The sequence below is a fragment of the Streptomyces viridochromogenes DSM 40736 genome (assembly GCF_000158955.1).
Classification (GTDB): Bacteria; Actinomycetota; Actinomycetes; order Streptomycetales; family Streptomycetaceae; genus Streptomyces; species Streptomyces venetus.
Genome location: NZ_GG657757.1, coordinates 5,225,371 through 5,249,962, shown reverse-complemented (window position 1 = coordinate 5,249,962; position 24,592 = coordinate 5,225,371). Strand labels below are relative to the sequence as shown.

The following is a 24,592-nucleotide window of genomic DNA, read 5'->3' as shown; positions in this document are numbered from 1 at the left end:
GGGCCTCGCGGAAACCCTCCGCGAGCACGGCCGGGTCACCAACGAGGTCCGCACCATGGGCCCCGCCCCGGCACCCGCGCCCGTCGCCGAGCGGCTCCACCTCCCGCCCGGCACCGACGTCCTCTACATCGAACGGCTGCGCCGCCTGAACGGCCTGCCCCTGTCCCTCGACCTCACCTACGTCCCCCTCGACATCGGCACCGAACTGCTCGGCGCCGACCTCGAGAACACCGACGTCTTCCGCCTCCTGGAAGCCGTCACCGGCCAGCGTCTCGGCCACGCCGAGATCACCCTGGAAGCGGTCAGCGCGGACACCCACTCGGCCGCCGTGCTCGAGGCCCCGCGCGGCGCCGCAGTCCTCATGCTGGAACGCCTCACCCACCTCGCGGACGGCCGCCCGGTCGACCTGGAGTTCATCCGCTTCCGCGGCGACCGCATCACCATGAGCGGCCTGCTGCACCGGAACCGGTAACCACCCCGCTCGCGCACTCTCCCGGAGACATCCATGCCCTTGGCGCCCCAGCGGGCCGACGTGCCCGTGACCATCGACGAGTCGAAGTGCATCGACGGCTGCACGCTCTGCGTGGACATGTGCCCGCTGGACTCCCTCGCCATCGACGAGCGCAACGGCAAGGCCTACATGCATGTCGACGAGTGCTGGTACTGCGGTCCGTGCGCGGCCCGATGCCCCACCGGAGCCGTCACGGTCAACATGCCCTATCTGCTCCGGTGAGAGGCCCGAACCGTCATGTCCCGAACCGTCATGTCCCGAACCACCATGAAACGCACCGCAGTCGCGATGTCCGCCGTCGTCCTCCTGCTCCCGCTCAGCGCCTGCGGCGGTGACGCCGAGGCCGGCAGCGGCTCCACGGTCACCGTCACGGTCGGCTACCAGTCCCGGACCATCAACACCGTCACGGCGGGCACCCTGCTCCGCTCCCTCGGCTCCTTCGAGAAGCAGCTGAACTCCCTCCACGACGGCGTCCACTACAAGGTCGACTGGCAGGACTACGCCACCGGCGCGCCCATCACCGCCCAGATGACCGCCGGGAAGATCGACATCGGCTCGATGGGCGACTTCCCGCTGCTCATCAACGCGGCCCGCGGCAAGCAGCTGAACAGCCCCACCCGCCTGGTCTCGGTCACCGGCTACAACCTGCGCGGCGGCCTCAACACCGTCGTCACCGCGCCCGGTTCCCAGCTCGCCTCCCTGAAGGACCTGAAGGGCAAGAAGGTCTCCACGAGCGTCGGCTCGGCCGCCGACGGCACCCTCGTCCGGGCCCTGCAGCGCGCCGGCATCGACCCGAACACCGGCATCCAGAAGCTCAACCAGCAGCCCTCCGTCGGCGCCTCCGCCCTCGCGGCGGGCAGCGCGGACGCCCTGTCCCAGTTCGTCGCCTGGCCCGGCCTGCTCGCCTACCAGGACAAAGCGAAGGCGATCTACGACGGAGCCCGGCTGGACCTGCCGACCTTCCACGGCGTCACCGCCCGCGAGGACTTCGCGAAGGAGCGCCCGGCCGTGCTGGACGCCTTCCTGAAGGCCCAGGCGGAGGCGACCGAGTACCTCGACGACCACCCGGTGGACGCCGCCGAGAAGGTCGCGAAGGCGACCGGCCTGCCCGCCGAGGTCGTCTACCTCTACAACGGCGCGCACGGCATCGCCACCTTCGACCCGGCGATCAAGCCCCAGCTCGTCTCCGCCCTGAAGAAGGACGTGTCGATCCTCAAGGCGGCGAAGCTCACCGGCGACGTGGACGTCGACTCCTTCGTCGACGACCAGTATGTGAAGAAGGCCCTGGGAGCGACCGCGTACGCCAAGCATCTCGCCACGAAGCCCGCGCCGGCCGCGAGCGAGGCCTGGCCCAAGGGCGCCTCGAAGACCGTCACCTTCCCATCCCCCTCCGAACTCCTGCGTTACGTCGCCGGGCACCGGGACACCCTCCGCGCCGCCTACGTCCCCGACACCACCACCGGCACCCTCTGGTTCGCCGACAAGGCCGTGTGGGTGGCCGACGGCTCCAAGCTGCTGCCCTTCGTCGCGCCCGACACCGCGCAGGCGTACGTCGCCGGGCACGGCGGGGCACATGTCGTCTCCTACGCCGACGCCCTGGAGCAGGCGTCGTGAGCCGGTATGCGCTACGGGTCCTCTCGCTGGCCGCCGCCCTCGGTCTGTGGCAGACGCTGACGAGCCTGCACGTCGACCTGTGGCTGCGCTTCTCGCAGTTCCCGACGGTCACCGACGTGGCCCGGGCCTTCGCCGCCCGGCTGTCCGGGCCGGACTACTGGACGGACCTCACCGACAGCCTCACCCGGATCCTCAGCGGCTTCCTGCTGGCCGCCGTCCTGGGCGTGGCCACGGGCGTGCTCGTGGCACGCTCGCGCCTCGCCGAGGACCTGCTCGGGCCGGTCCTGGAAGTGATCCGCCCCATCCCGGCCATCGCCCTGGTCCCCGTCGCGATCCTGCTGTTCCCCTCCAACGAACAGGGCATCGTCTTCATCACCTGCACCGCCGCCTTCTTCCCGGTCCTGGTCTCCACCCGGCACGCGGTGCGCGCCCTGACGCCCGTGTGGGAGGAGGCGGTGCGCACCATGGGCGGCGGCCGGTGGCGGATCCTCGGCTCGGTCGTCCTGCCGGGCGCGCTGCCCGGGGTGTTCGGCGGCCTGTCCGTCGGCATCGGCGTGTCCTGGATCTGTGTGATCTCCGCCGAGATGATCTCCGGCCAGTACGGGGTCGGCTACCGCACCTGGCAGGACTACACCGTCGTCGACTACCCCGGCGTGTTCGTCGGCATGGTCACCATCGGCGTCCTCGGCTGGCTCACCTCCACGGCCGTGGAGCTGCTGGGCCGCCGCCTCACCCGCTGGCTGCCCCGCACCGCGTACGTCCCCGGCGCCCGGCCGCCCCGGCCCGCCCGGTCCGTGAAGCCGGCGCCGGCCGCCCCCGCCACGACGCCCGGTGGGTCCCGACCCGAGGAGGCACGCGATGAGCACCTCGTCTGACACCGTCCCGAACTCCTCGTCCGAGGCCGTCCGGAAGAACACCACCGCCGAGACCGTCCGGGACACCACCTCCGAGTCCGATGTCACCGCGACACCGGTGCGCGGCACCCGGCTCACCCTGTCGGGCGCTTTCCTCGGCCGCCCGGGCGCCCCCGCCCTGGACGAGGTCGACCTGGACATCGCCCCCGGCGAGATCCTCACCGTGGTGGGCCCCTCCGGCTGCGGCAAGTCGACCCTGCTGCGCACCCTGGCCGGCCTGCTGTCGCCGCTCGCCGGCGAGATCACCCAGGACGGACAGCCGCTGACCGGCCCCTCGGCCGACCGCGCCCTGGTCTTCCAGGAGGACGCCCTGCTCCCGTGGCGGAGCCTGCGCGGCAACGTCGAACTTCCCCTCGCCATCAGGGGTGTGCCCCGCGCCGAGCGCCGGGAACAGGCCCAGGCCTGGCTGGAGCGGGTCGGGCTCGGCACCCAGGCGCGGCAGTTGCCGCACCGGGTCTCCGGCGGGCAGCGCCAGCGCGTCCAGCTGGCCCGCGCCCTCGCCGGACGCCCGCGCGCCGTCCTGATGGACGAGCCGTTCGGCGCCCTCGACGCGCAGACCCGTGCGGGCATGCAGGACCTGCTCGTGGAGGTGCTCCAGGGCACCGGCGCCACCGTCGTCTTCGTCACCCACGACGTGGACGAGGCGCTGTTCCTCGGCGACCGCGTGGCCCTGCTCGGCGCGGGCGGACTCGTCGCCGTACGGGACATCCCCCGCCCGCGCGACCGCGGCGCGCGCGACGACCAGGCGCGCGTGGCCCTGCGGCGCGACGTCCTCACCTCGCTCGGTACGTGAAAGGCACCCCGGTGACCACCTCCGTGAACTCCCCTGCGGACACCCCCCTGGCCGTCCCGTCCCTCGCCGACGCCGAGGAACTGACCTGCGACGTGCTCGTCATCGGCGGCGGCACCGCCGGCACCATGGCGGCCCTGACCGCCGCCGAGCACGGCGCGGACGTGCTGCTGCTGGAGAAGGCCCACGTGCGTCACTCCGGCGCGCTCGCCATGGGCATGGACGGCGTCAACAACGCGGTCATCCCGGGCCGCGCCGAACCCGACGACTACGTCGCCGAGATCACCCGCGCCAACGACGGCATCGTCGACCAGTCCACCGTCCGCCAGACCGCCACCCGCGGCTTCGGCATGGTGCAGCGACTGGAGTCGTACGGCGTGAAGTTCGAGAAGGACGAGCACGGCGACTACGCGGTCCGTCAGGTCCACCGCTCCGGCTCCTACGTCCTTCCGATGCCGGAGGGCAAGGACGTCAAGAAGGTCCTGTACCGGCAGCTGCGGCGGCGCGAGATGCGGGAGAGGATCCGCATCGAGAACCGGGTGATGCCGGTGCGCGTGCTCACCGCCGAAGGACGAGCCGTCGGAGCGGCGGGCTTCAACACCCGCACGGGACAGTTCGTCCAGGTCCGCGCGGGCGCGGTGATCCTCGCGACCGGCGCCTGCGGCCGCCTGGGCCTGCCCGCCTCCGGCTACCTCTACGGCACCTACGAGAACCCCACCAACGCGGGCGACGGCTACGCCATGGCCTACCACGCGGGCGCCGAGCTCACCGGCATCGAGTGCTTCCAGATCAACCCGCTGATCAAGGACTACAACGGCCCGGCCTGCGCCTACGTCGCCAACCCCTTCGGCGGCTACCAGGTCAACCGGCACGGCGAGCGCTTCGTCGACTCCGACTACTGGTCGGGCCAGATGATGGCCGAGTTCGCGGCCGAGGTGGCCTCCGACCGGGGCCCGGTCTACCTGAAACTGAGCCACCTCCCCGAGGAGTCGGTCTCGGCCCTGGAGACGATCCTCCACTCCACCGAACGCCCGACCCGCGGCACCTTCCACTCCGGCCGCGGCCACGACTACCGCACCCACGACGTGGAGATGCACATCTCCGAGATCGGCCTGTGCGGCGGCCACTCCGCCTCCGGCGTCCGCGTGGACGACCACGCCCGCACGACCGTGCCCCGGCTGTACGCGGCCGGAGACCTGGCCTGCGTCCCGCACAACTACATGATCGGCGCGTTCGTCTTCGGCGACCTGGCGGGCGCCGACGCGTCCCAGTACGAGCCCTACGCGGGCGAGTTGCCGACGGACCAGCTGCGGGAGGCGCACGAGCTGGTCTACCGCCCGCTGCGCAACCCCGAGGGACCGCCGCAGCCCCAGGTCGAGTACAAGCTGCGCCGTTTCGTGAACGACTACGTGGCCCCGCCGAAGTCCGGCGCCCGTCTGTCGCTGGCGCTGGAGGCGTTCGAGCGGATGCACGCGGACATCGCGGCCATGGGCGCCCGCACCGCGCACGAGCTGATGCGCTGCGCGGAGGTCACCTTCATCCGCGACTGCGCGGAGATGGCCGCGCGGTCCTCCCTGGCCCGCACGGAGTCCCGCTGGGGCCTCTACCACGACCGTCTCGACCATCCCGCTCGCGACGACGCGTCCTGGTTCCACCATCTCGATCTGCACAAGTCCCCCTCTGGTGCGATGGAGTTCACGGCCCGTCCCGTGGCCCCCTATCTCGTTCCGGTCGACGGCTTCACCCCCGTCGGGGGCACGTCCCGGCACCTCGGCGAGGTCCACGCCGAGGACGTGGCGACGGCGGGCTCGCGGGACCTGGCGCCGCTGGCGGCCCAGGCGGGGGCGGCGGAGCCGGCCATCCCGGCCGGAGCGAAGGAGGGGTCGCAGCCCTCCGCTCCCGCGGGTGAGCGGTCTGCCGCCCGCCTCCTCGAACTCGTCGCCCTCGCCGACGAAGAGCCCGAACTCCAGGCCCTTCACCCCTACTTGACCGACGCCGAGCCCGCTGTCCGCCGCGAGGCGGTCGCCGTGCTCACCGAGACACTGCCGCCGGGCACGGGCCCCGCCCTCGCCGCGGCCCTGCGCGACGCCGCCACCGAGGTGCGTGCCGCCGCGGCCGCGTCACTGCGCGAACTGGTCGAGACGCTCCCGCCCGAGCCCGAACTGCGCGACGGTCTCGCCGCCGCCCTGGCCGAACCCGACCCGGTGGTCCGTGCCGCCGCACTGGACGTGCTGCGTGCCCTTCGCCTCGGAGACGCCGGGCTGTTCGCGGACGCCCTGGCCGACTCCGAGATCGCCGTCCGTATCGAGGCCGTGCGGGCGCTGGTGTCGGTCGACGCCGTCGGCGAACTGGCCGGTGCGGCGCCGGGCGACCCGTCCCGCGAGGTCCGGGTGGCGATCGCCAAGGGCCTGGCGACGGTGGGTGCCGATCGGCTGACGGGTGAGGCCCCGGCCGGCTCCGCCCCCGACCCGGTCGAAGCGGCCCTCACGGGTCTCCTCGACGACCCCGACGCCCTGGTCCGGGCGGCGGCCTACGGGGCGCTGGGCACGACCGGCTGTCCGCCGCCCCTCACCGCGCGTGCCGTGGCCGCCCTGTCCGAGGCGGCCTGGCAGGTGCGGGCGGGTGCCGCCACGGCCCTGTCGGTCGCCGACCCCGAGGTGGCCGTCCCCGCCCTCGCCAAGGTCCTCGCGGACGCCAACGCCGACGTGCGCAAGGCCGCCGTCCTGGCCCTCACCCGGCACAGCACGACGGAGGAGGCCCAAGCGGCCCTCGCCACGGCCACGACGGACTCCGACGCGGATGTCAGGGCGTACGCGGCACGAGCACTGTGACGGTCGCCCCGGCGGGGCCGGCGGGCGACCACCGTCCCGGCCCGGCGCCGGGGCCTGGCCCTATATCCAGTCGGGCTCCGGCTCCGCGTCCATCTCCGGCCAGTCGTCCGGCCCGCTCGCGTCGGGTGCGCCGGCCGGCTGCGCTCCGGGCCGGTCGCCCAGCGAGGCCAGCACCTCCAGCACACCCTCCCCGTACGTCGCGAGCTTCTTCTCGCCGACCCCGCTGATCCCGCCCAGCTCGGCCACCGAGGCCGGCCACAAGGTGGCGATCTCCCGCAGGGTCGCGTCGTGGAAGATGACGTACGCTGGGACACCCTGCTCGCGTGCCTGCTCGGCCCGCCAGGCGCGCAGTGCCTCGAAGGCGGGCAGCAGCTCCTCGGGCAGCTCGGGGGCGGCCGCCTTGCCCTTGCGCTCGCCCCTCCCGGAGCCGGACGACCCGGAGGACCCCGACCGGGAGGTCACCGGCTTCTTCGGCTCCTTGCGCAGCGGCACCTCGCGCTCCCGCCGCAGCACCGTCCCGCTGGCCTCGGTCAGCACCAGCGTGCCGTACTCGCCCTCCACCGCGAGCAGCCCCTGGGCCAGCAACTGCCGGATGACGCCCCGCCACTCCGCCTCGGCCAGTTCGTCACCGATACCGAACACCGACAGCTGGTCGTGGTCGAACTGGATCACCTTGCCGGTCCGCTTGCCCAGCAGGATGTCGACGATCTGCACGGCGCCGAACTTCTGCCCGCGCTCCCGCTGGAGCCGCACCACCGTCGACAGCACCTTCTGCGCCGCGATGGTGCCGTCCCAGGTCTCCGGCGGGCTCAGACAGGTGTCGCAGTTGCCGCAGCCCGCCGGGTCGGGGTCCTGGCCGAAGTAGGCGAGGAGCTGCCCCCGGCGGCACCGGACCGTCTCGCACAGCGCCAGCATCGAGTCCAGGTGGGCCTGGGCCCGGCGCCGGAAGGCCTCGTCGCCCTCACCGGACTGGATCAGTTTGCGCTGCTGGATGACGTCGTTCAGCCCGTAGGCCATCCAGGCCGTCGACGGCAGCCCGTCACGGCCCGCCCGGCCCGTCTCCTGGTAGTAGCCCTCGACGGACTTGGGCAGATCGAGGTGGGCGACGAAGCGTACGTCCGGCTTGTCGATGCCCATCCCGAAGGCGATGGTCGCCACCACGACCAGTCCGTCCTCGCGCAGGAAGCGGGACTGGTGGGCCGCGCGGGTGCCCGCGTCCAGACCGGCGTGGTAGGGCACCGCCTCCACGCCGTTGCGGTTGAGGAACTCGGCCGTCTTCTCGACCGAGTTGCGCGACAGGCAGTAGACGATGCCCGCGTCGCCCGCGTGCTCCTCGCGCAGGAAGCTCAGCAGCTGCTTCTTCGGGTCCGCCTTGGGCACGATCCGGTACTGGATGTTGGGCCGGTCGAAGCTCGCCACGAAGTGCCGGGCCGTCGGCATGTTCAGCCGCTCGGTGATCTCCTGGTGCGTGGCGCGCGTGGCCGTCGCCGTGAGAGCGATCCGCGGCACGTCGGGCCAGCGCTCGCCGAGCAGCGACAGGGACAGGTAGTCGGGCCGGAAGTCGTGGCCCCACTGGGAGACGCAGTGCGCCTCGTCGATCGCGAAGACGGAGATCTTGCCGCGGGAGAGCAGGTCGAGCGTGTTCTCCAGCCGCAGCCGCTCCGGTGCCAGATACAGCAGGTCCAGCTCGCCGGCGAGGAACTCGGCCTCCACCACCCGCCGCTCGTCGAAGTCCTGCGTGGAGTTCATGAACCCGGCCCGCACGCCCAGCGCCCGCAGCGCGTCCACCTGGTCCTGCATGAGGGCGATGAGCGGGGAGACCACGACTCCCGTACCCGGTCTGACCAGGGACGGGATCTGGTAGCACAGCGACTTGCCGCCACCGGTCGGCATGAGCACGACGGCGTCGCCGCCCGCCACCACATGCTCGATGACCGCTTCCTGCTCACCGCGGAAGGCCTCGTACCCGAAGACCCGGTCCAGCGCGGCCAGCGCCTCGCTCTGCGTCACTGACATCTCGGCGATACCGCCTGTCCCACCCATCGTCGTGCCCCCCGTACGTCGTCCCTCGACCACTGTGTCCACGATAGGGGGCCCCGCCGACAGCCCCCGGAGTTATCCACAGGCTGGGCGGTCGCACCCTTCGAAAAGGCCGGCGGCCCGGCCCCCGAAGGGAAGCCGGGCCACCGCCTCACGGCGAGCGTGGTGTCAGCGGACGAAGACCCCCGCCTGCCCCGCGAGATCCAGGAAGTACTGCGGCGCCACACCGAGCACCAGCGTGACCACCACACCCAGCCCGATCGCCGTCATCGTCAGCGGCGACGGCACGGCCACCGTCGGGCCCTCAGGTCGCGGCTCGCTGAAGAACATCAGCACGATGACGCGGATGTAGAAGAACGCCGCGATCGCCGACGAGATCACACCGATCACGACCAGCGGGACGGCCCCGCCCTGCGCCGCCGCCTTGAACACGGCGAACTTCCCGGCGAAGCCGGAGGTCAGCGGAATGCCCGCGAAGGCCAGCAGGAACACCGCGAACACCGCCGCCACCAGCGGGGACCTGCGCCCGAGCCCCGCCCACTTGGACAGGTGCGTCGCCTCCCCGCCCGCGTCGCGTACGAGCGTGACCACCGCGAAGGCGCCGATCGTCACGAACGAGTAGGCCGCGAGGTAGAACAGCACCGACGAGACACCGTCCGGGGTGGTCGCGATGACACCCGCGAGGATGAACCCGGCGTGCGCGATCGACGAGTAGGCCAGCAGCCGCTTGATGTCGGTCTGCGTGATCGCGACGATCGCACCGCCCAGCATGGTGACGATCGCCACGGCCCACATCACCGGCCGCCAGTCCCAGCGCAGACCGGGCAGGACGACGTAGAGCAGGCGCAGCAGGGCGCCGAACGCCGCCACCTTCGTCGCCGCCGCCATGAATCCGGTCACCGGCGTGGGCGCGCCCTGGTACACGTCCGGTGTCCACATGTGGAACGGCACCGCGCCCACCTTGAACAGCAGACCCATCACCACCAGCGCGGCACCGACCAGCAGCAGCGCGTCATTGCCCATCGTCCCGGCGAGCGCCGGGTTGACGTCCTGCACGGTCCCGTCGACGACCTGCGCGATCGTCGCGTACGACATCGAGCCCGCGTAGCCGTACAGCAGCGCGATGCCGAACAGGGTGAACGCGGAGGCGAACGCGCCGAGCAGGAAGTACTTGACCGCCGCCTCCTGCGACATCAGCCGCTTGCGGCGGGCCAGCGCGCACAGCAGGTACAGCGGGAGCGAGAGCACCTCGAGGGCCACGAACAGCGTCAGCAGGTCGTTGGCCGCCGGGAAGACCAGCATGCCGGCGACGGCGAACAGCAGCAGCGGAAACACCTCGGTGGTGGTGAACCCGGCCTTGACGGCCGCCTTCTCGCTGTCGCTGCCCGGCACGGACGCGGCCTGCGCGGCGAAGGAGTCGACCCGGTTGCCGTGCGCCTCCGGGTCGAGGCGCCGCTCGGCGAAGGTGAACAGGCCGACCAGGGCCGCCAGCAGGATGGTGCCCTGGAGGAAGAGCGCCGGTCCGTCGACGGCGATGGCGCCCATCGCCGCGATGCGCGCCTTGGTCGTGCCGTACCCGTCGGCCGCGAGCGCGACGACCGCCGCGAAGGCGGCGGCGAGCGCGACGACGGACACGAACATCTGGACGTAGTAGCGCGACTTACGCGATACGAACGCCTCGACCAGGATGCCGAGGATCGCCGCACCGACGACGATCAGCGTGGGCGCCAACTGTCCGTACTCGAACTTCGGCGCGTCGATCTTGGTGATCGGGTCGGCCGCGGTTGTCCACAGGCTGTGGACGGCTGATGCGCTCACTTGGCCGCCTCCACCTCGGGCTGGGGGTCCTTCTTGTGTACGTCGGACATGGTCTGCTGGACCGCCGGGTCGATGATCTGCGTGACGGGCTTCGGGTAGACGCCCAGGAAGATCAGCAGGACGACCAGCGGGGCGACCACCACGAGCTCCCGCACCCGGAGGTCCGGCATCTTGGCGACCGCCGGTTTCACCGGGCCCGTCATCGTCCGCTGGTAGAGGACGAGGGTGTAGAGCGCGGCGAGGACGATGCCGAAGGTGGCGATGATCCCGATCACCGGGTAGCGCGTGAACGTACCGACCAGGACCAGGAACTCACTCACGAACGGCGCCAGCCCCGGCAGGGAGAGCGTCGCCAGGCCGCCGATCAGGAAGGTGCCGGCGAGCACCGGGGCGACCTTCTGCACCCCGCCGTAGTCGGCGATGAGCCGCGAGCCGCGCCGGGAGATCAGGAAGCCCGCGACCAGCATCAGCGCGGCCGTCGAGATGCCGTGGTTGACCATGTAGAGCGTCGCCCCGGACTGGCCCTGGCTGGTCATCGCGAAGATGCCCATGATGATGAAGCCGAAGTGGGAGATCGACGCGTAGGCCACCAGCCGCTTGATGTCGCGCTGGCCGACCGCGAGCAGCGCCCCGTAGATGATGCTGATCAGCGCCAGGACGAGGATCGCGGGCGTCGCCCACTTGCTGGCCTCCGGGAACAGCTGGAGGCAGAAGCGGAGCATCGCGAAGGTGCCGACCTTGTCGACGACCGCCGTGATGAGCACGGCGACCGGGGCGGTGGACTCCTGCATGGCGTTGGGCAGCCAGGTGTGCAGCGGCCACAGCGGCGCCTTCACCGCGAAGGCGAAGAAGAAGCCGAGGAAGAGCCATCGTTCGGTGCTGGTCGCCATGTCGAGCGAGCCGCTGGCGCGGGCCGCGGCGATCTCCGTGAGCGAGAAGCTCCCGGCGACCACGTAGAGGCCGATCACCGCGGCCAGCATGATCAGACCGCCGACCAGGTTGTAGAGGAGGAACTTCACCGCCGCGTACGACCGTTGCGTCGCCGCCGCCTTCTCGCCGTGCTCGTGGGCGTGGTCCCCGAAGCCGCCGATGAGGAAGTACATCGGGATCAGCATGGCTTCGAAGAAGATGTAGAAGAGGAAGACGTCGGTGGCCTCGAAAGAGATGATCACCATCGCCTCGACGGCGAGGATCAGGGCGAAGAAGCCCTGTGTGGGCCGCCACCGCTTGCTTCCGGTCTCCAGCGGGTCGGCGTCGTGCCAGCCGGCGAGGATGATGAACGGGATGAGCAGCGCCGTGAGCGCGATGAGCGCCACGCCGATGCCGTCCACGCCCAGTTCGTAGCGGACGCCGAAGTCCGCGATCCAGGCGTGGGACTCGGTGAGCTGGTAGCGGTCGCCGTCCGGATCGAAACGGACCAGGACGGTGATCGCCAGGACGAGTGTGGCGAGCGAGAAGAGCAGCGCCAGCCACTTGGCGGCGGTGCGCTTGGCGGCCGGTACGGCGGCCGTGGCGATCGCCCCGACGGCCGGGAGCGCCGCTGTCGCTGTCAGCAGAGGAAAGGACATCGGTATCAGACCGCCCTCATCAGCAGGGTCGCGGCGACGATGAGGGCCGCACCCCCGAACATCGAGACCGCGTAGGAGCGGGCGAAGCCGTTCTGCAGCCTGCGCATCCGCCCGGAGAGGCCGCCGACCGAGGCCGCCGTGCCGTTGACGACACCGTCGACCAGGGTGTGGTCGACGTAGACCAGGGACCGCGTCAGGTGCTCGCCGCCGCGGACCAGGACGACGTGGTTGAAGTCGTCCTGGAGCAGGTCGCGCCGGGCGGCCCGGGTGAGCAGCGACCCGCGCGGGGCGACGGCCGGGACCGGGCGGCGGCCGTACTGGGCCCAGGCGAGGGCGACGCCGATGACCATGCACACGACGGTCGCGCCGGTGACCACGCCCGCGCTGATCGGCGAGTCGCCGTGGCTGTGCCCGGTGATGGGCTCCAGCCAGTGCACGAAGCGGTCGCCGATGCTGAAGAACGCGCCGCCGAAGACCGACCCGATGGCCAGCACGATCATCGGGATCGTCATGATCTTGGGCGACTCGTGCGGGTGCGGCGGGGTGTGCGCGCCACCGGTCTCGGCGGCGGGCTCCACGTCGGGCTGGTCCGGGGACGGCGTCGGGGCGTTGCGCCAGCGCTCCTCGCCGAAGAACGTCATCAGCATCACGCGCGTCATGTAGTACGCCGTGATGGCCGCGCCGAGGAGGGCGCAGGCGCCGAGGATCCAGCCCTCGGTGCCGCCCTTGGCGAACGCCGACTCGATGATCTTGTCCTTGGAGAAGAAGCCGGACAGGCCCGGGAAGCCGATGATGGCCAGGTAGCCGAGGCCGAAGGTGACGAAGGTGATCGGCATGTACTTCCGCAGGCCGCCGTACCTCCTCATGTCCACCTCGTCGTTCATGCCGTGCATGACCGAACCGGCGCCGAGGAACAGCCCGGCCTTGAAGAAGCCGTGCGTCACCAGGTGCATGATCGCGAAGACGTAGCCGATGGGGCCGAGGCCCGCGGCCAGCACCATGTAGCCGATCTGCGACATGGTCGAGCCGGCCAGCGCCTTCTTGATGTCGTCCTTCGCGCAACCGACGATCGCACCGAACAGGAGCGTGACCGCGCCGACGATCGTGACGACCAGCTGCGCGTCCGGGGCGCCGTTGAAGACGGCCGCGGAGCGGACGATCAGGTAGACACCCGCCGTCACCATGGTCGCGGCGTGGATCAGGGCCGAGACCGGGGTCGGGCCCTCCATCGCGTCCCCGAGCCAGGACTGCAGCGGCACCTGGGCGGACTTGCCGCAGGCGGCGAGCAGCAGCATCAGCGCGATGGCGGTCAGCTTGTCCTCACCGGCGGCACCGGCGAGTCCGGCCTCCGTGTGGCTGCCGAGCACCGGCCCGAAGGCGAAGGTGCCGAACCACAGGAACATCAGCATGATCGCGATGGACAGGCCCATGTCGCCGACACGGTTGACCAGGAAGGCCTTCTTCGCGGCCGTGGCGGCGCTGGGCTTGTGCTGCCAGAAGCCGATCAGCAGGTAGGAGGCGAGACCGACGCCCTCCCAGCCGAGGTACAGCAGCAGGTAGTTGTCGGCGAGGACGAGGATCAGCATCGCCGCGAGGAACAGGTTCAGGTAGGCGAAGAAGCGGCGGCGCCGCTCGTCGTGCTCCATGTACCCGATGGAATAGAGGTGGATCAGCGATCCGACGCCCGTGATCAGCAGGACGAACGTCATGGACAGCTGGTCGAGCTGGAAGGCGACGTCCGCCTGGAAGCCCTCCACCGGGATCCAGCTCCACAAGTGCTGGTTCATCTCACGGTGATCGGCGCTCCTGCCCAGCATGTCGGTGAAGAGCACGACGCCGAGGACGAAGGAGACGGCCGCGAGCAGCGTGCCGATCCAGTGGCCCACGGCGTCCAGGCGGCGTCCGCCGCACAGCAGGACCGCCGCTCCGAGCAGGGGCGCCGCCACCAGCAGCGCAATCAGGTTCTCCACGATTCTCCCGACCCCTTACAGCTTCATCAGGCTGGCGTCGTCGACCGAGGCCGAGTGGCGGGCACGGAACAGGGACACGATGATCGCGAGCCCGACCACGACCTCCGCGGCGGCGACCACCATCGTGAAGAAGGCGATGATCTGGCCGTCGAGGTTGCCGTGCATCCGGGAGAAGGCGACGAACGCGAGGTTGCAGGCATTGAGCATGAGCTCGATGCACATGAACACGACGATCGCGTTGCGCCTGATCAGCACGCCGGTCGCGCCGATCGTGAACAACAGGGCCGCGAGATAGAGGTAGTTGACCGGGTTCACTTCGACGCCTCCTCGGGCCGCTTGAACGTGGCCGGCTCGATGGCCTTCCGCTCCAGGCGCTCCTCGGCACGCTGCTCCAGGGCCTTGAGGTCGTTGAGCGCCTCCTGCGACACGTCCCGGATCTGGCCCCGCTCGCGCAGCGTCTTGCTGACGGTGAGGTCGGACGGGGTGCCGTCGGGCAGCAGGCCCGCGATGTCGACCGCGTTGTGCCGGGCGTACACGCCGGGCGCCGGCAGCGGCGGCATGTACTTGCCCTCGCGGACGCGCTCCTCCGCGAGCTCCCGCTGTGTCTTGGCGCGCTCGGTGCGCTCGCGGTGCGTGAGCACCATGGCGCCGACGGCGGCCGTGATGAGCAGGGCGCCGGTGATCTCGAACGCGAAGACGTACCGGGTGAAGAGGAGGGCGGCGATGCCCTGCACGTTGCCGCCGGCGTTCGCCTGGCCGATGCCGTTGAACTCCTTGAGGGAGGCGTTGCCGATCCCGGCGAACAGCAGGATGCCGAAGCCCAGGCCGCACAACAGGGCCAGCCAGCGCTGGCCCTTGATGGTCTCCTTCAGGGAGTCCGCCGCGGTCACGCCGACGAGCATCACCACGAACAGGAACAGCATCATGATCGCGCCGGTGTAGACGATGATCTGTACGACGCCCAGGAAGTAGGCGCCGTTGGCGAGGTAGAACACCGCCAGGATGATCATGGTCCCGGCGAGGCAGAGGGCGCTGTGCACGGCCCTCTTCATGAGGATGGTGCCCAGGGCGCCGATCACCGCGACGGTGCCGAGGATCCAGAACTGGACGGCCTCTCCGGTGGAGGTGGAGTAGGCGGCGAGCTGGGTGGTCATCGGCCGATCACCTTCTCCGACGCCGGTTCGGTCCCGCCGAAGGTCGAGTCGGCCTCCTGCACGACTTCGCCCTTGGAGTGGGCGACCTGCTGCTCGGTGCCGGGCGCGGCCTCGGTGACCAGGCCCCGGTAGTAGTCCTGCTCGTCCATGCCCGGGTAGATGGCGTGGGGCGAGTCGACCATGCCCTCTTCCAGACCGGCGAGCAGCTGCTCCTTGGTGTAGATGAGGTTGGCCCGGCTGGAGTCGGCGAGCTCGAAGTCGTTCGTCATCGTGAGCGCGCGCGTGGGGCAGGCCTCGATGCACAGGCCGCACAGGATGCAGCGGGCGTAGTTGATCTGGTAGACGCGGCCGTACCGCTCGCCCGGCGAGTAGCGCTCCTCGTCGGTGTTGTCCGCGCCCTCCACGTAGATCGCGTCGGCGGGGCAGGCCCACGCGCACAGTTCGCAGCCGACGCATTTCTCCAGGCCGTCCGGATGGCGGTTGAGCTGGTGCCGTCCGTGGAAGCGCGGAGCCGTGGTCTTCTGCTGCTCGGGGTACTGCTCGGTCAGCCGCTTCTTGAACATGGCCTTGAAGGTCACGCCGAAGCCGGCCACGGGGTTCTGGAAACCGGGCTTGGTGTCCTTCGGTTCCTCAGCCATCGGACGCCTCCTTTCCATCCGTAGATCCGCCCAGAGATTCGTCACTCTGAGTATCGGGGCCACCACTGACAATCAGCTCCCGCTCGCGGCGCGAGCGGCGTCGCGGAACCGGCGGAAGCTCCTGTCCGGGCAGCGGCGGTACGGGGAATCCGCCCGCCATCGGGTCGAAGGCGGGCGGGGTCTCGGCCGGTCCGCCGTCCTGCTTCGACTTCTCGCGGAACATGTCCGCGACGAAGGAGAGCACCAGCAGAGCCAGCACGCCGCCGCCGACGTAGAGGGCGATGTCGCCGAAGTCGTAGCCCTCGTTGCGCAGGGCCCGCACGCTGGCGACGAGCATCAGCCACACCAGCGAGACCGGGATGAGGACCTTCCAGCCGAGCTTCATCAGCTGGTCGTAGCGGACGCGCGGCAGGGTGCCGCGGATCCAGATGAACATGAACAGCAGCAGCTGGACCTTGACCGTGAACCAGAGCATCGGCCACCAGCCGTGGTTCGCGCCCTCCCAGAAGGTGCTGATCGGCCACGGGGCCCGCCAGCCGCCGAGGAACAGCGTGGTGGCGACGGCCGAGACGGTCACCATGTTGACGTACTCGGCGAGCATGAACATCGCGAACTTGATCGACGAGTACTCGGTGTTGAAGCCGCCGACCAGGTCGCCCTCGGACTCCGGCATGTCGAAGGGGGCGCGGTTGGTCTCGCCGACCATCGTCACGATGTAGAGGACGAAGGAGAGCGGCAGCAGGACGATGTACCAGCGGTCCTGCTGCTGTTCGACGATCGTGGACGTCGACATCGACCCCGAGTAGAGGAACACGGAGGCGAAGGCGGCGCCCATCGCGATCTCGTAGGAGATCATCTGCGCGCAGGAGCGCAAGCCTCCCAGCAGCGGGTACGTCGAGCCGGAGCTCCAGCCCGCGAGGACGATGCCGTAGATGCCGACCGAGGCGACCGCGAGGACGTAGAGCATCGCGATCGGCAGGTCGGTGAGCTGCATCGTGGTGCGCTGGCCGAAGATCGAGATCTCGTTGCCGGACGGGCCGAAGGGGATCACCGCGATCGCCATGAAGGCCGGGATGGCCGCGACGATCGGCGCGAGGACGTACACCACCTTGTCCGCGCGCTTGACGACGACGTCCTCCTTGAGCATCAGCTTGATGCCGTCGGCGAGCGACTGGAGCATGCCCCAGGGGCCGTGCCGGTTGGGGCCGATGCGCAGCTGCATCCAGGCGACGACCTTGCGCTCCATGACGATGGAGACCAGCACGGTCACCATCAGGAACGCGAAGCAGAACACCGCCTTGATGCCGACCAGCCACCAGGGGTCCGTGCCGAACATCGAGAGGTCTTCTGCGGCGAGGTACGGGCTCATGCCTCCACCTCCTTGGGGGCCTCGCCGGCGAGCGTCGCCGGGCCGATGCGGACGAGGGAGCCGGGCCGCGCCCCGGTGTCGGAGGCGACGCCGCCGCCGGTGGAGTTCAGCGGCAGCCACACCACCCGGTCGGGCATGTCGCTGATCTGGAGCGGGAGTTCCACGACCCCCTCGGGGCCGGTGACCGCGAGCAGGTCGCCGTCCTTGACGCCCGCCTCGGCGGCAGTCGCGGACGACACCCGCGCGCGTGCGGCGTGCCTCGTCCCGGCGAGCGCCTCGTCGCCCTGCTGGAGGACGCCCTGGTCGAGCAGCAGCCGGTGCCCGGCGAGGACCGCCTCCCCGGCGGCCGGGCGGGGCAGCGCCGCCGCGGTCTCCAGGGGCTCGGTGGCCCGCGGGCCGTCCCAGGCGCCGAGCCGGTCGATCTCCGCGCGTACGGTGCGCAGATCGGGCAGTCCGAGGTGGACGTCCATGGCGTCGGCGAGCATCTGCAGCACACGCGCGTCGGTGGGTGCGGGGCGGCGGGTCATCTGGTCGGGCTTGAGCGCGGCCTCGAAGAAGCGGATCCGGCCTTCCCAGTTGAGGAAGGTGCCGGCCTTCTCGGCGACCGCGGCGACCGGCAGGACGACGTCGGACTTGCGGGTGATCTCGCCGGGCCGCAGTTCGAGCGAGACCAGGAAGCCGACCTCGTCGAGCGCGGCACGCGCGCGTGCCGGGTCGGGCAGGTCGGCCGTCTCCACGCCCGCCACCAGCAGCGCCTGGAGTTCTCCGGTCGCCGCGGCCTCGACGATCTGGCCGGTGTCGCGGCCGTAGCGGTGCGGCAGTCCGGCGACGCCCCCAGACGGCGGCGACCTCGTCACGCGCGCGCGGGTCGGTGGCCGGACGCCCGCCCGGCAGCAGGGACGGCAGCGCGCCCGCCTCGACGGCGCCGCGCTCCCCGGCCCGGCGCGGGATCCACGCCAGCCGTGCCCCGGTCGCGGACGCGGTGCGCACGGCGGCGGTCAGGCCGCCGGCGACCGCGGCCAGCCGCTCGCCGACGATGAGCACGGCGCCCTCGGTGCGCAGCGCCTCGGCGGCGCGGGCTCCGTCGTCCTCCAGACCGACGCCGCTCGCGAGCGCGTCCAGCCACTCGGTCTCGGTGCCGGGGGCCGCCGGCAGCAGCGTGCCACCGGCCTTCTCCAGACCCCGGGTGGCGTGCGTGGCCAGGGAGAAGACCTTCTGCCCGTGCTTCCGCCAGGCCTTGCGGAGCCGCAGGAAGACGCCGGGCGCCTCCTCCTCCGCCTCGAACCCGACCAGCAGGACCGCGGGCGCCTTCTCCAGGGCGGTGTATGTGACGCCCGTGCCGTCGAGGTCGCGGCCGCGCCCGGCGACCTGGGCGGCGAGGAAGTCGGCCTCCTCGCCGCTGTGCACGCGCGCGCGGAAGTCGATGTCGTTGGTGTCGAGCGCCACGCGCGCGAACTTGCTGTACGCGTAGGCGTCCTCGATGGTGAGGCGGCCGCCGGTCAGGACGCCGGTGCGGCCCCGGGAGGCCAGCAGCCCCTGGGCCGCGATCTGCAGCGCCTCCGGCCAGGAGGCCGGTTCCAGCTCGCCCTCCGCGTTGCGCACCAGGGGCGTCTCGAGCCGGTCGCGCTGCTGCGCGTACCGGAACCCGAACCGTCCCTTGTCGCAGATCCACTCCTCGTTGACCTCGGGGTCGTCCGCCGCGAGCCGCCGCATGACCTTGCCGCGCCGGTGGTCGGTGCGCGTGGCGCAGCCGCCGGAGCAGTGCTCGCAGACCGACGGGGACGAGACGAGGTCGAAGGGGCGGGAGCGGAATCGGTACGCCGCCGAGGTCAGCGCGCCGACCGGGCAGATCTGGATGGTGTTGCCGGAGAAGTACGACTCGAACGGGTCGCCCTCACCGGTGCCGACCTGCTGGAGCGCGCCCCGCTCGACCAGCTCGATCATCGGGTCGCCCGCGACCTGGTTGGAGAACCGGGTGCACCGGGCGCACAGCACGCACCGCTCGCGGTCGAGCAGCACCTGGGTGGAGATCGGGACGGGCTTCTCGTAGGTCCGCTTGCGGCCCTCGAAGCGGGAGTCGGCGTCGCCGTGCGACATGGCCTGGTTCTGCAGCGGGCACTCGCCGCCCTTGTCGCAGACCGGGCAGTCCAGCGGGTGGTTGATGAGCAGGAGCTCCATCACACCCTTCTGGGCCTTCTCGGCGACCGGCGAGGTGAGGTGGGTCTTGACCACCATGCCGTCGGTGCAGGTGATGGTGCAGGACGCCATGGGCTTGCGCTGGCCCTCGACCTCGACGATGCACTGGCGGCAGGCGCCGGCCGGGTCGAGCAGGGGGTGGTCGCAGAACCGGGGGATCTCGATGCCGAGCTGCTCGGCGGCCCGGATGACCAGGGTGCCCTTGGGCACGCTGATCTCCACGCCGTCGATCGTCAGCGACACGAGGTCCTCCGGCGGGACCGCCGCTTCTCCCCCACCGGAGGGAGAGCTGGTGGTCACGGTCATGCGTTCACCTCCGTGCGGTCGGCCCAGGCCGTCGACTTGGCCGGGTCGAAGGGGCAGCCCCGGCCCGTGATGTGCTGCTCGTACTCGTCGCGGAAGTACTTGAGCGAGGAGAAGATCGGCGAGGCGGCGCCGTCGCCGAGGGCGCAGAAGGACTTGCCGTTGATGTTGTCGGCGATGTCGTTCAGCTTGTCGAGGTCGGACATCTGTCCCTTGCCGGCCTCGATGTCGCGCAGCAGCTGCACGAGCCAGTAGGTCCCTTCGCGGCAGGGTGTGCACTTGCCGCAGGACTCGTGGGCGTAGAACTCCGTCCAGCGGGTGACGGCACGGACCACGCAGGTCGTCTCGTCGAAACACTGGAGAGCTTTGGTGCCGAGCATGGAACCCGCGGCGCCCACTCCTTCGTAATCAAGGGGGACGTCGAGATGCTCGTCGGTGAACATCGGGGTCGAGGAGCCACCCGGCGTCCAGAACTTCAGGCGGTGCCCGGGGCGCATCCCGCCGCTCATGTCGAGGAGCTGGCGGAGCGTGATCCCGAGCGGCGCCTCGTACTGGCCGGGGCTCGCGACATGGCCGGACAGGGAGTAGAGGGTGAAGCCGGGCGACTTCTCGCTCCCCATCGACCGGAACCATTCCTTGCCCCGCTGCATGATCGCGGGAACCGACGCGATGGATTCGACGTTGTTCACCACAGTCGGGCACGCGTAGAGGCCCGCGACAGCAGGGAAGGGGGGACGAAGCCGCGGTTGGCCCCGGCGGCCTTCGAGCGAGTCCAGCAGTGCGGTCTCCTCACCGCAGATGTACGCGCCCGCCCCCGCGTGCACGGTGATGTCGAGATCGAGTCCGCTGCCCAGGATGTTCTCGCCGAGGAAGCCCGCCTCGTAGGCCTCGCGCACGGCGGAGTGCAACCGCCGCAGTACGGGGACGACTTCACCCCGCAGATAGATGAAGGCGTGCGACGACCTGATGGCGTAACACGCGATGATCATGCCCTCGATGAGGCTGTGCGGGTTCGCGAAGAGGAGCGGGATGTCCTTGCACGTCCCCGGCTCCGACTCGTCGGCGTTGACAACAAGATAGTGCGGCTTACCGTCCCCCTGGGGAATGAACTGCCACTTCATCCCGGTGGGGAACCCCGCGCCCCCGCGCCCGCGCAGACCGGAGTCCTTGACGTACGCGATCAGGTCGTCCGGCGACATGGCGAGCGCCTTGCGCAGCCCCTCGTACCCGTCGTGCCGCCGGTACACGTCCAGCGTCCAGGACCTGTCCTCGTCCCAGAAGGCCGACAGCACCGGTGCGAGCAGCTTCTCGGGGCTCATGTCTTTCAGCTCGGGTGCCAAGGTCATCACTCCCCCTCCTCGGCGGCAGGCCCGGCCGTATCGGCGGGGCGGGGCGAAGCCCCTCCATCAGGGGTGGTGGGGGGCGACGGGTGGGAAGGGTCGGAGGCCGACGTGTCCTGCGGCGCGTCGTGCGAGCTCAAGTGCTCCGTCGGTGACGGGTCGTGCGGCGCCTCGGTGCGGGCCGCCTCACCGCGCGGATGCACCACGCGCGCGGAGGCTCCCTCCCCCTTGGCGAGCTTCAGGCCGACCAGGGAAGCGGGTCCCGCGCTCCCCCCGGACTCCACGGCGCCGTCCCGCTCGTCGGGGAAGCCGGCGAGGACCCGCGCGGTCTCCTTGAACGTGCACAGGGGCGCCCCGCGGGTGGGCGTGACCGGCCGTCCGGCGCGCAGGTCGTCGACGAGGCGCCTGGCGCTCGACGGGGTCTGGTTGTCGAAGAACTCCCAGTTGACCATCACGACCGGCGCGAAGTCGCAGGCCGCGTTGCACTCGATGTGCTCCAGGGTGACCTTGCCGTCGTCGGTGGTCTCGCCGTTGCCGACGCCGAGGTGCTCCTGGAGCTCCTCGAAGATCGCGTCCCCGCCCATGACGGCGCACAGGGTGTTGGTGCACACCCCGACCTGGTAGTCACCGCTCGGGCGGCGCCGGTACATGGTGTAGAAGGTGGCGACCGCGGTGACCTCGGCCGTGGTGAGGCCGAGCATCTCCGCGCAGAACCGCATGCCGGTGCGGGTCACGTGCCCTTCTTCGGCCTGCACGAGGTGCAGCAGCGGCAGGAGCGCGGACCGGGAGTCCGGGTAGCGGGCGATGATCTCGCGCGCGTCGGTCTCCAGCCGGGCCCGTACGTCGTCCGGGTAGGCGGGTGCGGGCAGTTCGGGCATGCCCAGGCTGACGCCCCGCTCGGAGGATGAGGTGGTCACCGGTCGACGCCTCCCATCACGGGGTCGATGGACGCGACGGCGACGATGACGTCGGCGACCTGGCCGCCCTCGCACATCGCCGCCATGGCCTGAAGGTTGGTGAAGGACGGGTCGCGGAAGTGGACCCGGTAGGGGCGGGTGCCGCCGTCGGACACGACGTGCACCCCGAGTTCGCCCTTGGGCGACTCGACCGCCGCGTACGTCTGGCCCGGCGGGACGCGGAAGCCCTCGGTGACCAGCTTGAAGTGGTGGATCAGGGCCTCCATGGAGGTGCCCATGATCTTCTTGATGTGGTCGAGGGAGTTGCCGAGGCCGTCGGGGCCGAGGGCCAGCTGCGCCGGCCAGGCGATCTTCTTGTCGGCGACCATGACCGGGCCGGGCTGGAGCCGGTCCAGGCACTGCTCGACGATCCTGAGCGACTGGCGCATCTCCTCCAGCCGGATCAGGAAGCGGCCGTAGGAGTCGCAGGTGTCGGCGGTCGGGATCTCGAAGTCGTACGTCTCGTAGCCGCAGTACGGCTGCGTCTTGCGCAGGTCGTGCGGCAGGCCGGTGGAGCGCAGGATCGGTCCGGTCGCGCCGAGGGCCATGCAGCCGGCCAGGTCGAGGTAGCCCACGTCCTGCATGCGGGCCTTGAAGATGGGGTTCCCGGTGGCGAGCTTGTCGTACTCCGGGAGGTTCTTCTTCATCTTCTTCACGAACTCGCGGATCTGGTCCACCGCGCCGGGCGGCAGGTCCTGGGCGAGTCCGCCGGGGCGGATGTACGCGTGGTTCATCCGCAGGCCGGTGATCAGCTCGTAGATGTCGAGAATGAGTTCACGATCACGGAATCCGTAGATCATGATCGTGGTGGCGCCGAGTTCCATGCCGCCGGTGGCGATGCAGACCAGGTGCGACGACAGCCGGTTCAGCTCCATCAGGAGCACGCGGATGATCGAGGCCCGGTCCGGGATCTGGTCCTCGATGCCGAGGAGCTTCTCGACGCCGAGGCAGTACGCCGTCTCGTTGAAGAACGGCGTGAGGTAGTCCATGCGCGTCACGAACGTCGTGCCCTGCGTCCAGGTCCGGTACTCGAGGTTCTTCTCGATGCCGGTGTGCAGGTAGCCGATGCCGCAGCGGGCCTCGGTGACGGTCTCGCCCTCGATCTCCAGGATCAGGCGGAGCACGCCGTGCGTGGACGGGTGCTGCGGGCCCATGTTGACGACGATGCGCTCGTCGTCGGCGCGGGCCGCGGACTCGACGACCTCGTCCCAGTCACCGCCGGTGACGGTGTAGACGGTGCCCTCGGTGGTCTCGCGAGGGGAGGCGTGGGAAGTGCTCATGAGTACGACCTCCGCTGGTCCGGAGCCGGGATCTGGGCGCCCTTGTACTCGACGGGGATGCCGCCGAGGGGGTAGTCCTTGCGCTGCGGGAAGCCCTGCCAGTCGTCCGGCATCATGATCCGCGTCAGGGCCGGGTGACCGTCGAAGACGATGCCGAAGAAGTCGTACGTCTCGCGCTCGTGCCAGTCGTTCGTCGGATAGACGGAGAACAGCGACGGGATGTGCGGGTCGCTGTCGGGGGCGCTGACCTCCAGGCGGATCAGCCGGTTGTGGGTGATCGAGCGCAGGTGGTAGACGGCGTGCAGCTCGCGGCCCTTGTCACTCGGGTAGTGGACGCCGCTGACGCCGGTGCACAGCTCGAAGCGCAAGGCCGGGTCGTCGCGCAGGGTGCGGGCGACGAGGAGCAGGTGCTCGCGCTCGATGTGGAAGGTCAGCTCGTCGCGGTCGACGACCGTCTTCTCGATGGCGTTGGCGGGGAGCAGTCCCTGTTCCTCCAGGGCGCCCTCCAGTTCGTCGGCGACCTCGTCGAACCAGCCGCCGTAGGGGCGGGTCGCCGGTCCCGGGAGCCGGACCGAGCGGACCAGGCCGCCGTAGCCGGAGGTGTCGCCGCCGTTGTTCGCGCCGAACATGCCGCGCTGGACGCGGATCTCCTCGCCGCCCTCGCCGCGCTGGCCGGGGAGGTTGGAGGCCGACAGGTCCTTCTCGGGGTTCGGGCCGTTGGTGCCGTTCGCGTCGCTCACCGCAGCAGCCCCTTCATCTCGATCGTGGGCAGGGCCTTGAGCGCCGCCTCCTCCGCCTCGCGGGCCGCCTCCTCGGCGTTCACGCCGAGCTTGGAGGACTGGATCTTCTGGTGGAGCTTGAGGATGGCGTCCAGGAGCATCTCGGGCCGTGGCGGGCAGCCCGGGAGGTAGATGTCGACCGGGACGATGTGGTCGACGCCCTGGACGATCGCGTAGTTGTTGAACATGCCGCCCGAGGAGGCGCAGACCCCCATGGAGATCACCCACTTGGGGTTCGGCATCTGGTCGTAGACCTGCCGCAGCACCGGCGCCATCTTCTGGCTGACCCGGCCGGCGACGATCATCAGGTCGGCCTGTCGCGGCGATCCCCGGAAGACCTCCATGCCGAAGCGCGCCAGGTCGTAGCGCCCGGCGCCGGTGGTCATCATCTCGATGGCGCAGCAGGCGAGGCCGAACGTGGCGGGGAAGACGGACGACTTGCGCACCCAGCCCGCGGCCTGCTCGACGGTGGTCAGCAGAAAGCCGCTCGGCAGCTTTTCTTCGAGTCCCATGACTTGTGG

Annotated in this window: 19 protein-coding genes and 1 pseudogene; 6 read left to right on the top strand and 14 right to left on the bottom strand. The window is 70.7% G+C overall.

All coding sequences use genetic code 11. The features are described from left to right. The 6 genes from SSQG_RS38555 to SSQG_RS23090 all read left to right on the top strand — a co-directional run. The coding region (locus SSQG_RS38555; RefSeq protein WP_003992262.1) for a GntR family transcriptional regulator at positions 1-472 on the top strand (472 nt) is incomplete at its 5' end. Between the two features lie 33 nt (positions 473-505). After that, the gene (locus tag SSQG_RS23110; RefSeq protein WP_003992261.1) at positions 506-733 is read left to right on the top strand and encodes a 4Fe-4S dicluster domain-containing protein; all 228 of its coding nucleotides are present in this window, start codon (positions 506-508) and stop codon (positions 731-733) included. Positions 734-778: 45 nt separating this feature from the next. Next, positions 779-2,125: an ABC transporter substrate-binding protein gene (locus SSQG_RS39545; RefSeq protein ID WP_003992260.1), complete on the top strand. Its 1,347-nt coding sequence runs from the start codon at positions 779-781 to the stop codon at positions 2,123-2,125. After that, on the top strand, positions 2,122-3,000 hold the full coding sequence (locus tag SSQG_RS23100; RefSeq protein WP_003992259.1) for an ABC transporter permease: 879 nt from the start codon (positions 2,122-2,124) through the stop codon (positions 2,998-3,000). Before SSQG_RS39545 ends, SSQG_RS23100 begins: the two co-directional genes overlap by 4 nt. Then, positions 2,984-3,832: an ABC transporter ATP-binding protein gene (locus SSQG_RS23095; RefSeq protein WP_078506902.1), complete on the top strand. Its 849-nt coding sequence runs from the start codon at positions 2,984-2,986 to the stop codon at positions 3,830-3,832. The genes SSQG_RS23100 and SSQG_RS23095 overlap by 17 nt, the downstream gene beginning before the upstream one ends. An 11-nt stretch (positions 3,833-3,843) precedes the next feature. After that, the gene (locus SSQG_RS23090) at positions 3,844-6,660 is read left to right on the top strand and encodes a fumarate reductase/succinate dehydrogenase flavoprotein subunit (RefSeq protein WP_425315000.1); all 2,817 of its coding nucleotides are present in this window, start codon (positions 3,844-3,846) and stop codon (positions 6,658-6,660) included. A 60-nt stretch (positions 6,661-6,720) separates the two neighbouring features. Here the strand turns inward: SSQG_RS23090 and recQ are convergent, their stop codons facing one another. The 14 genes and pseudogenes from recQ to SSQG_RS23020 form a co-directional block, all read right to left on the bottom strand. After that, a complete protein-coding gene (recQ, locus tag SSQG_RS23085; protein ID WP_039933459.1) occupies positions 6,721-8,703 on the bottom strand; it encodes a DNA helicase RecQ in 1,983 nt (660 codons plus the stop codon). 165 nt (positions 8,704-8,868) lie between these two features. Then, entirely contained in the window at positions 8,869-10,518 is a 1,650-nt protein-coding gene (gene nuoN, locus SSQG_RS23080) for an NADH-quinone oxidoreductase subunit NuoN (RefSeq protein ID WP_003992255.1), read from the bottom strand. Next, positions 10,515-12,086: an NADH-quinone oxidoreductase subunit M gene (locus SSQG_RS23075; RefSeq protein WP_003992254.1), complete on the bottom strand. Its 1,572-nt coding sequence runs from the start codon at positions 12,084-12,086 to the stop codon at positions 10,515-10,517. The genes nuoN and SSQG_RS23075 overlap by 4 nt, the downstream gene beginning before the upstream one ends. Positions 12,087-12,091: 5 nt before the next feature. Further along, complete coding sequence (nuoL, locus tag SSQG_RS23070) at positions 12,092-14,056, bottom strand: NADH-quinone oxidoreductase subunit L (RefSeq protein ID WP_003992253.1); 1,965 nt, start codon at positions 14,054-14,056, stop codon at positions 12,092-12,094. A 15-nt stretch (positions 14,057-14,071) separates the two neighbouring features. Beyond that, entirely contained in the window at positions 14,072-14,371 is a 300-nt protein-coding gene (gene nuoK / locus SSQG_RS23065; protein ID WP_003992252.1) for an NADH-quinone oxidoreductase subunit NuoK, read from the bottom strand. Then, complete coding sequence (locus tag SSQG_RS23060) at positions 14,368-15,210, bottom strand: NADH-quinone oxidoreductase subunit J (protein ID WP_003992251.1); 843 nt, start codon at positions 15,208-15,210, stop codon at positions 14,368-14,370. Before SSQG_RS23060 ends, nuoK begins: the two co-directional genes overlap by 4 nt. Then, on the bottom strand, positions 15,207-15,848 hold the full coding sequence (gene nuoI / locus SSQG_RS23055; protein WP_039933457.1) for an NADH-quinone oxidoreductase subunit NuoI: 642 nt from the start codon (positions 15,846-15,848) through the stop codon (positions 15,207-15,209). Before nuoI ends, SSQG_RS23060 begins: the two co-directional genes overlap by 4 nt. Continuing rightward, complete coding sequence (gene nuoH, locus SSQG_RS23050; protein WP_003992249.1) at positions 15,841-17,217, bottom strand: NADH-quinone oxidoreductase subunit NuoH; 1,377 nt, start codon at positions 17,215-17,217, stop codon at positions 15,841-15,843. The genes nuoI and nuoH overlap by 8 nt, the downstream gene beginning before the upstream one ends. Further along, positions 17,214-19,719: pseudogene (locus tag SSQG_RS23045) on the bottom strand (NADH-quinone oxidoreductase subunit G). Before SSQG_RS23045 ends, nuoH begins: the two are co-directional and overlap by 4 nt. Then, positions 19,716-21,062, bottom strand: coding sequence for an NADH-quinone oxidoreductase subunit NuoF (gene nuoF / locus SSQG_RS23040; RefSeq protein WP_039933456.1), 1,347 nt, complete (start codon positions 21,060-21,062; stop codon positions 19,716-19,718). Before nuoF ends, SSQG_RS23045 begins: the two are co-directional and overlap by 4 nt. Next, on the bottom strand, positions 21,062-21,973 hold the full coding sequence (gene nuoE / locus SSQG_RS23035; protein ID WP_003992246.1) for an NADH-quinone oxidoreductase subunit NuoE: 912 nt from the start codon (positions 21,971-21,973) through the stop codon (positions 21,062-21,064). The genes nuoF and nuoE overlap by 1 nt, the downstream gene beginning before the upstream one ends. Continuing rightward, positions 21,970-23,292 (bottom strand): NADH-quinone oxidoreductase subunit D, encoded by a 1,323-nt coding sequence (locus SSQG_RS23030; protein ID WP_003992245.1) that lies wholly within the window; start codon positions 23,290-23,292, stop codon positions 21,970-21,972. Before SSQG_RS23030 ends, nuoE begins: the two co-directional genes overlap by 4 nt. Further along, positions 23,289-24,032, bottom strand: a complete 744-nt coding sequence (locus SSQG_RS23025) for an NADH-quinone oxidoreductase subunit C (RefSeq protein ID WP_039933455.1) — start codon at positions 24,030-24,032, stop codon at positions 23,289-23,291. Before SSQG_RS23025 ends, SSQG_RS23030 begins: the two co-directional genes overlap by 4 nt. Further along, entirely contained in the window at positions 24,029-24,583 is a 555-nt protein-coding gene (locus SSQG_RS23020; RefSeq protein ID WP_031141109.1) for a NuoB/complex I 20 kDa subunit family protein, read from the bottom strand. Before SSQG_RS23020 ends, SSQG_RS23025 begins: the two co-directional genes overlap by 4 nt. Between the last annotated feature and the right edge of the window lie 9 nt (positions 24,584-24,592).

Bases quoted from the DNA above. Each gene is read 5' to 3' on its own strand.
- recQ (WP_039933459.1), bottom strand. From the start codon at position 8,703: ATGGGTGGGACAGGCGGTATCGCCGAGATGTCAGTGACGCAGAGCGAG.
- nuoH (WP_003992249.1), bottom strand. From the start codon at position 17,217: ATGAGCCCGTACCTCGCCGCAGAAGACCTCTCGATGTTCGGCACGGAC.
- nuoI (WP_039933457.1), bottom strand. From the start codon at position 15,848: ATGGCTGAGGAACCGAAGGACACCAAGCCCGGTTTCCAGAACCCCGTG.
- SSQG_RS39545 (WP_003992260.1), top strand. From the start codon at position 779: ATGAAACGCACCGCAGTCGCGATGTCCGCCGTCGTCCTCCTGCTCCCG.
- SSQG_RS23075 (WP_003992254.1), bottom strand. From the start codon at position 12,086: ATGTCCTTTCCTCTGCTGACAGCGACAGCGGCGCTCCCGGCCGTCGGG.
- SSQG_RS23030 (WP_003992245.1), bottom strand. From the start codon at position 23,292: ATGAGCACTTCCCACGCCTCCCCTCGCGAGACCACCGAGGGCACCGTC.
- nuoF (WP_039933456.1), bottom strand. From the start codon at position 21,062: ATGACCTTGGCACCCGAGCTGAAAGACATGAGCCCCGAGAAGCTGCTC.
- SSQG_RS23060 (WP_003992251.1), bottom strand. From the start codon at position 15,210: ATGACCACCCAGCTCGCCGCCTACTCCACCTCCACCGGAGAGGCCGTC.
- SSQG_RS23020 (WP_031141109.1), bottom strand. From the start codon at position 24,583: ATGGGACTCGAAGAAAAGCTGCCGAGCGGCTTTCTGCTGACCACCGTC.
- SSQG_RS23110 (WP_003992261.1), top strand. From the start codon at position 506: ATGCCCTTGGCGCCCCAGCGGGCCGACGTGCCCGTGACCATCGACGAG.
- SSQG_RS23095 (WP_078506902.1), top strand. From the start codon at position 2,984: ATGAGCACCTCGTCTGACACCGTCCCGAACTCCTCGTCCGAGGCCGTC.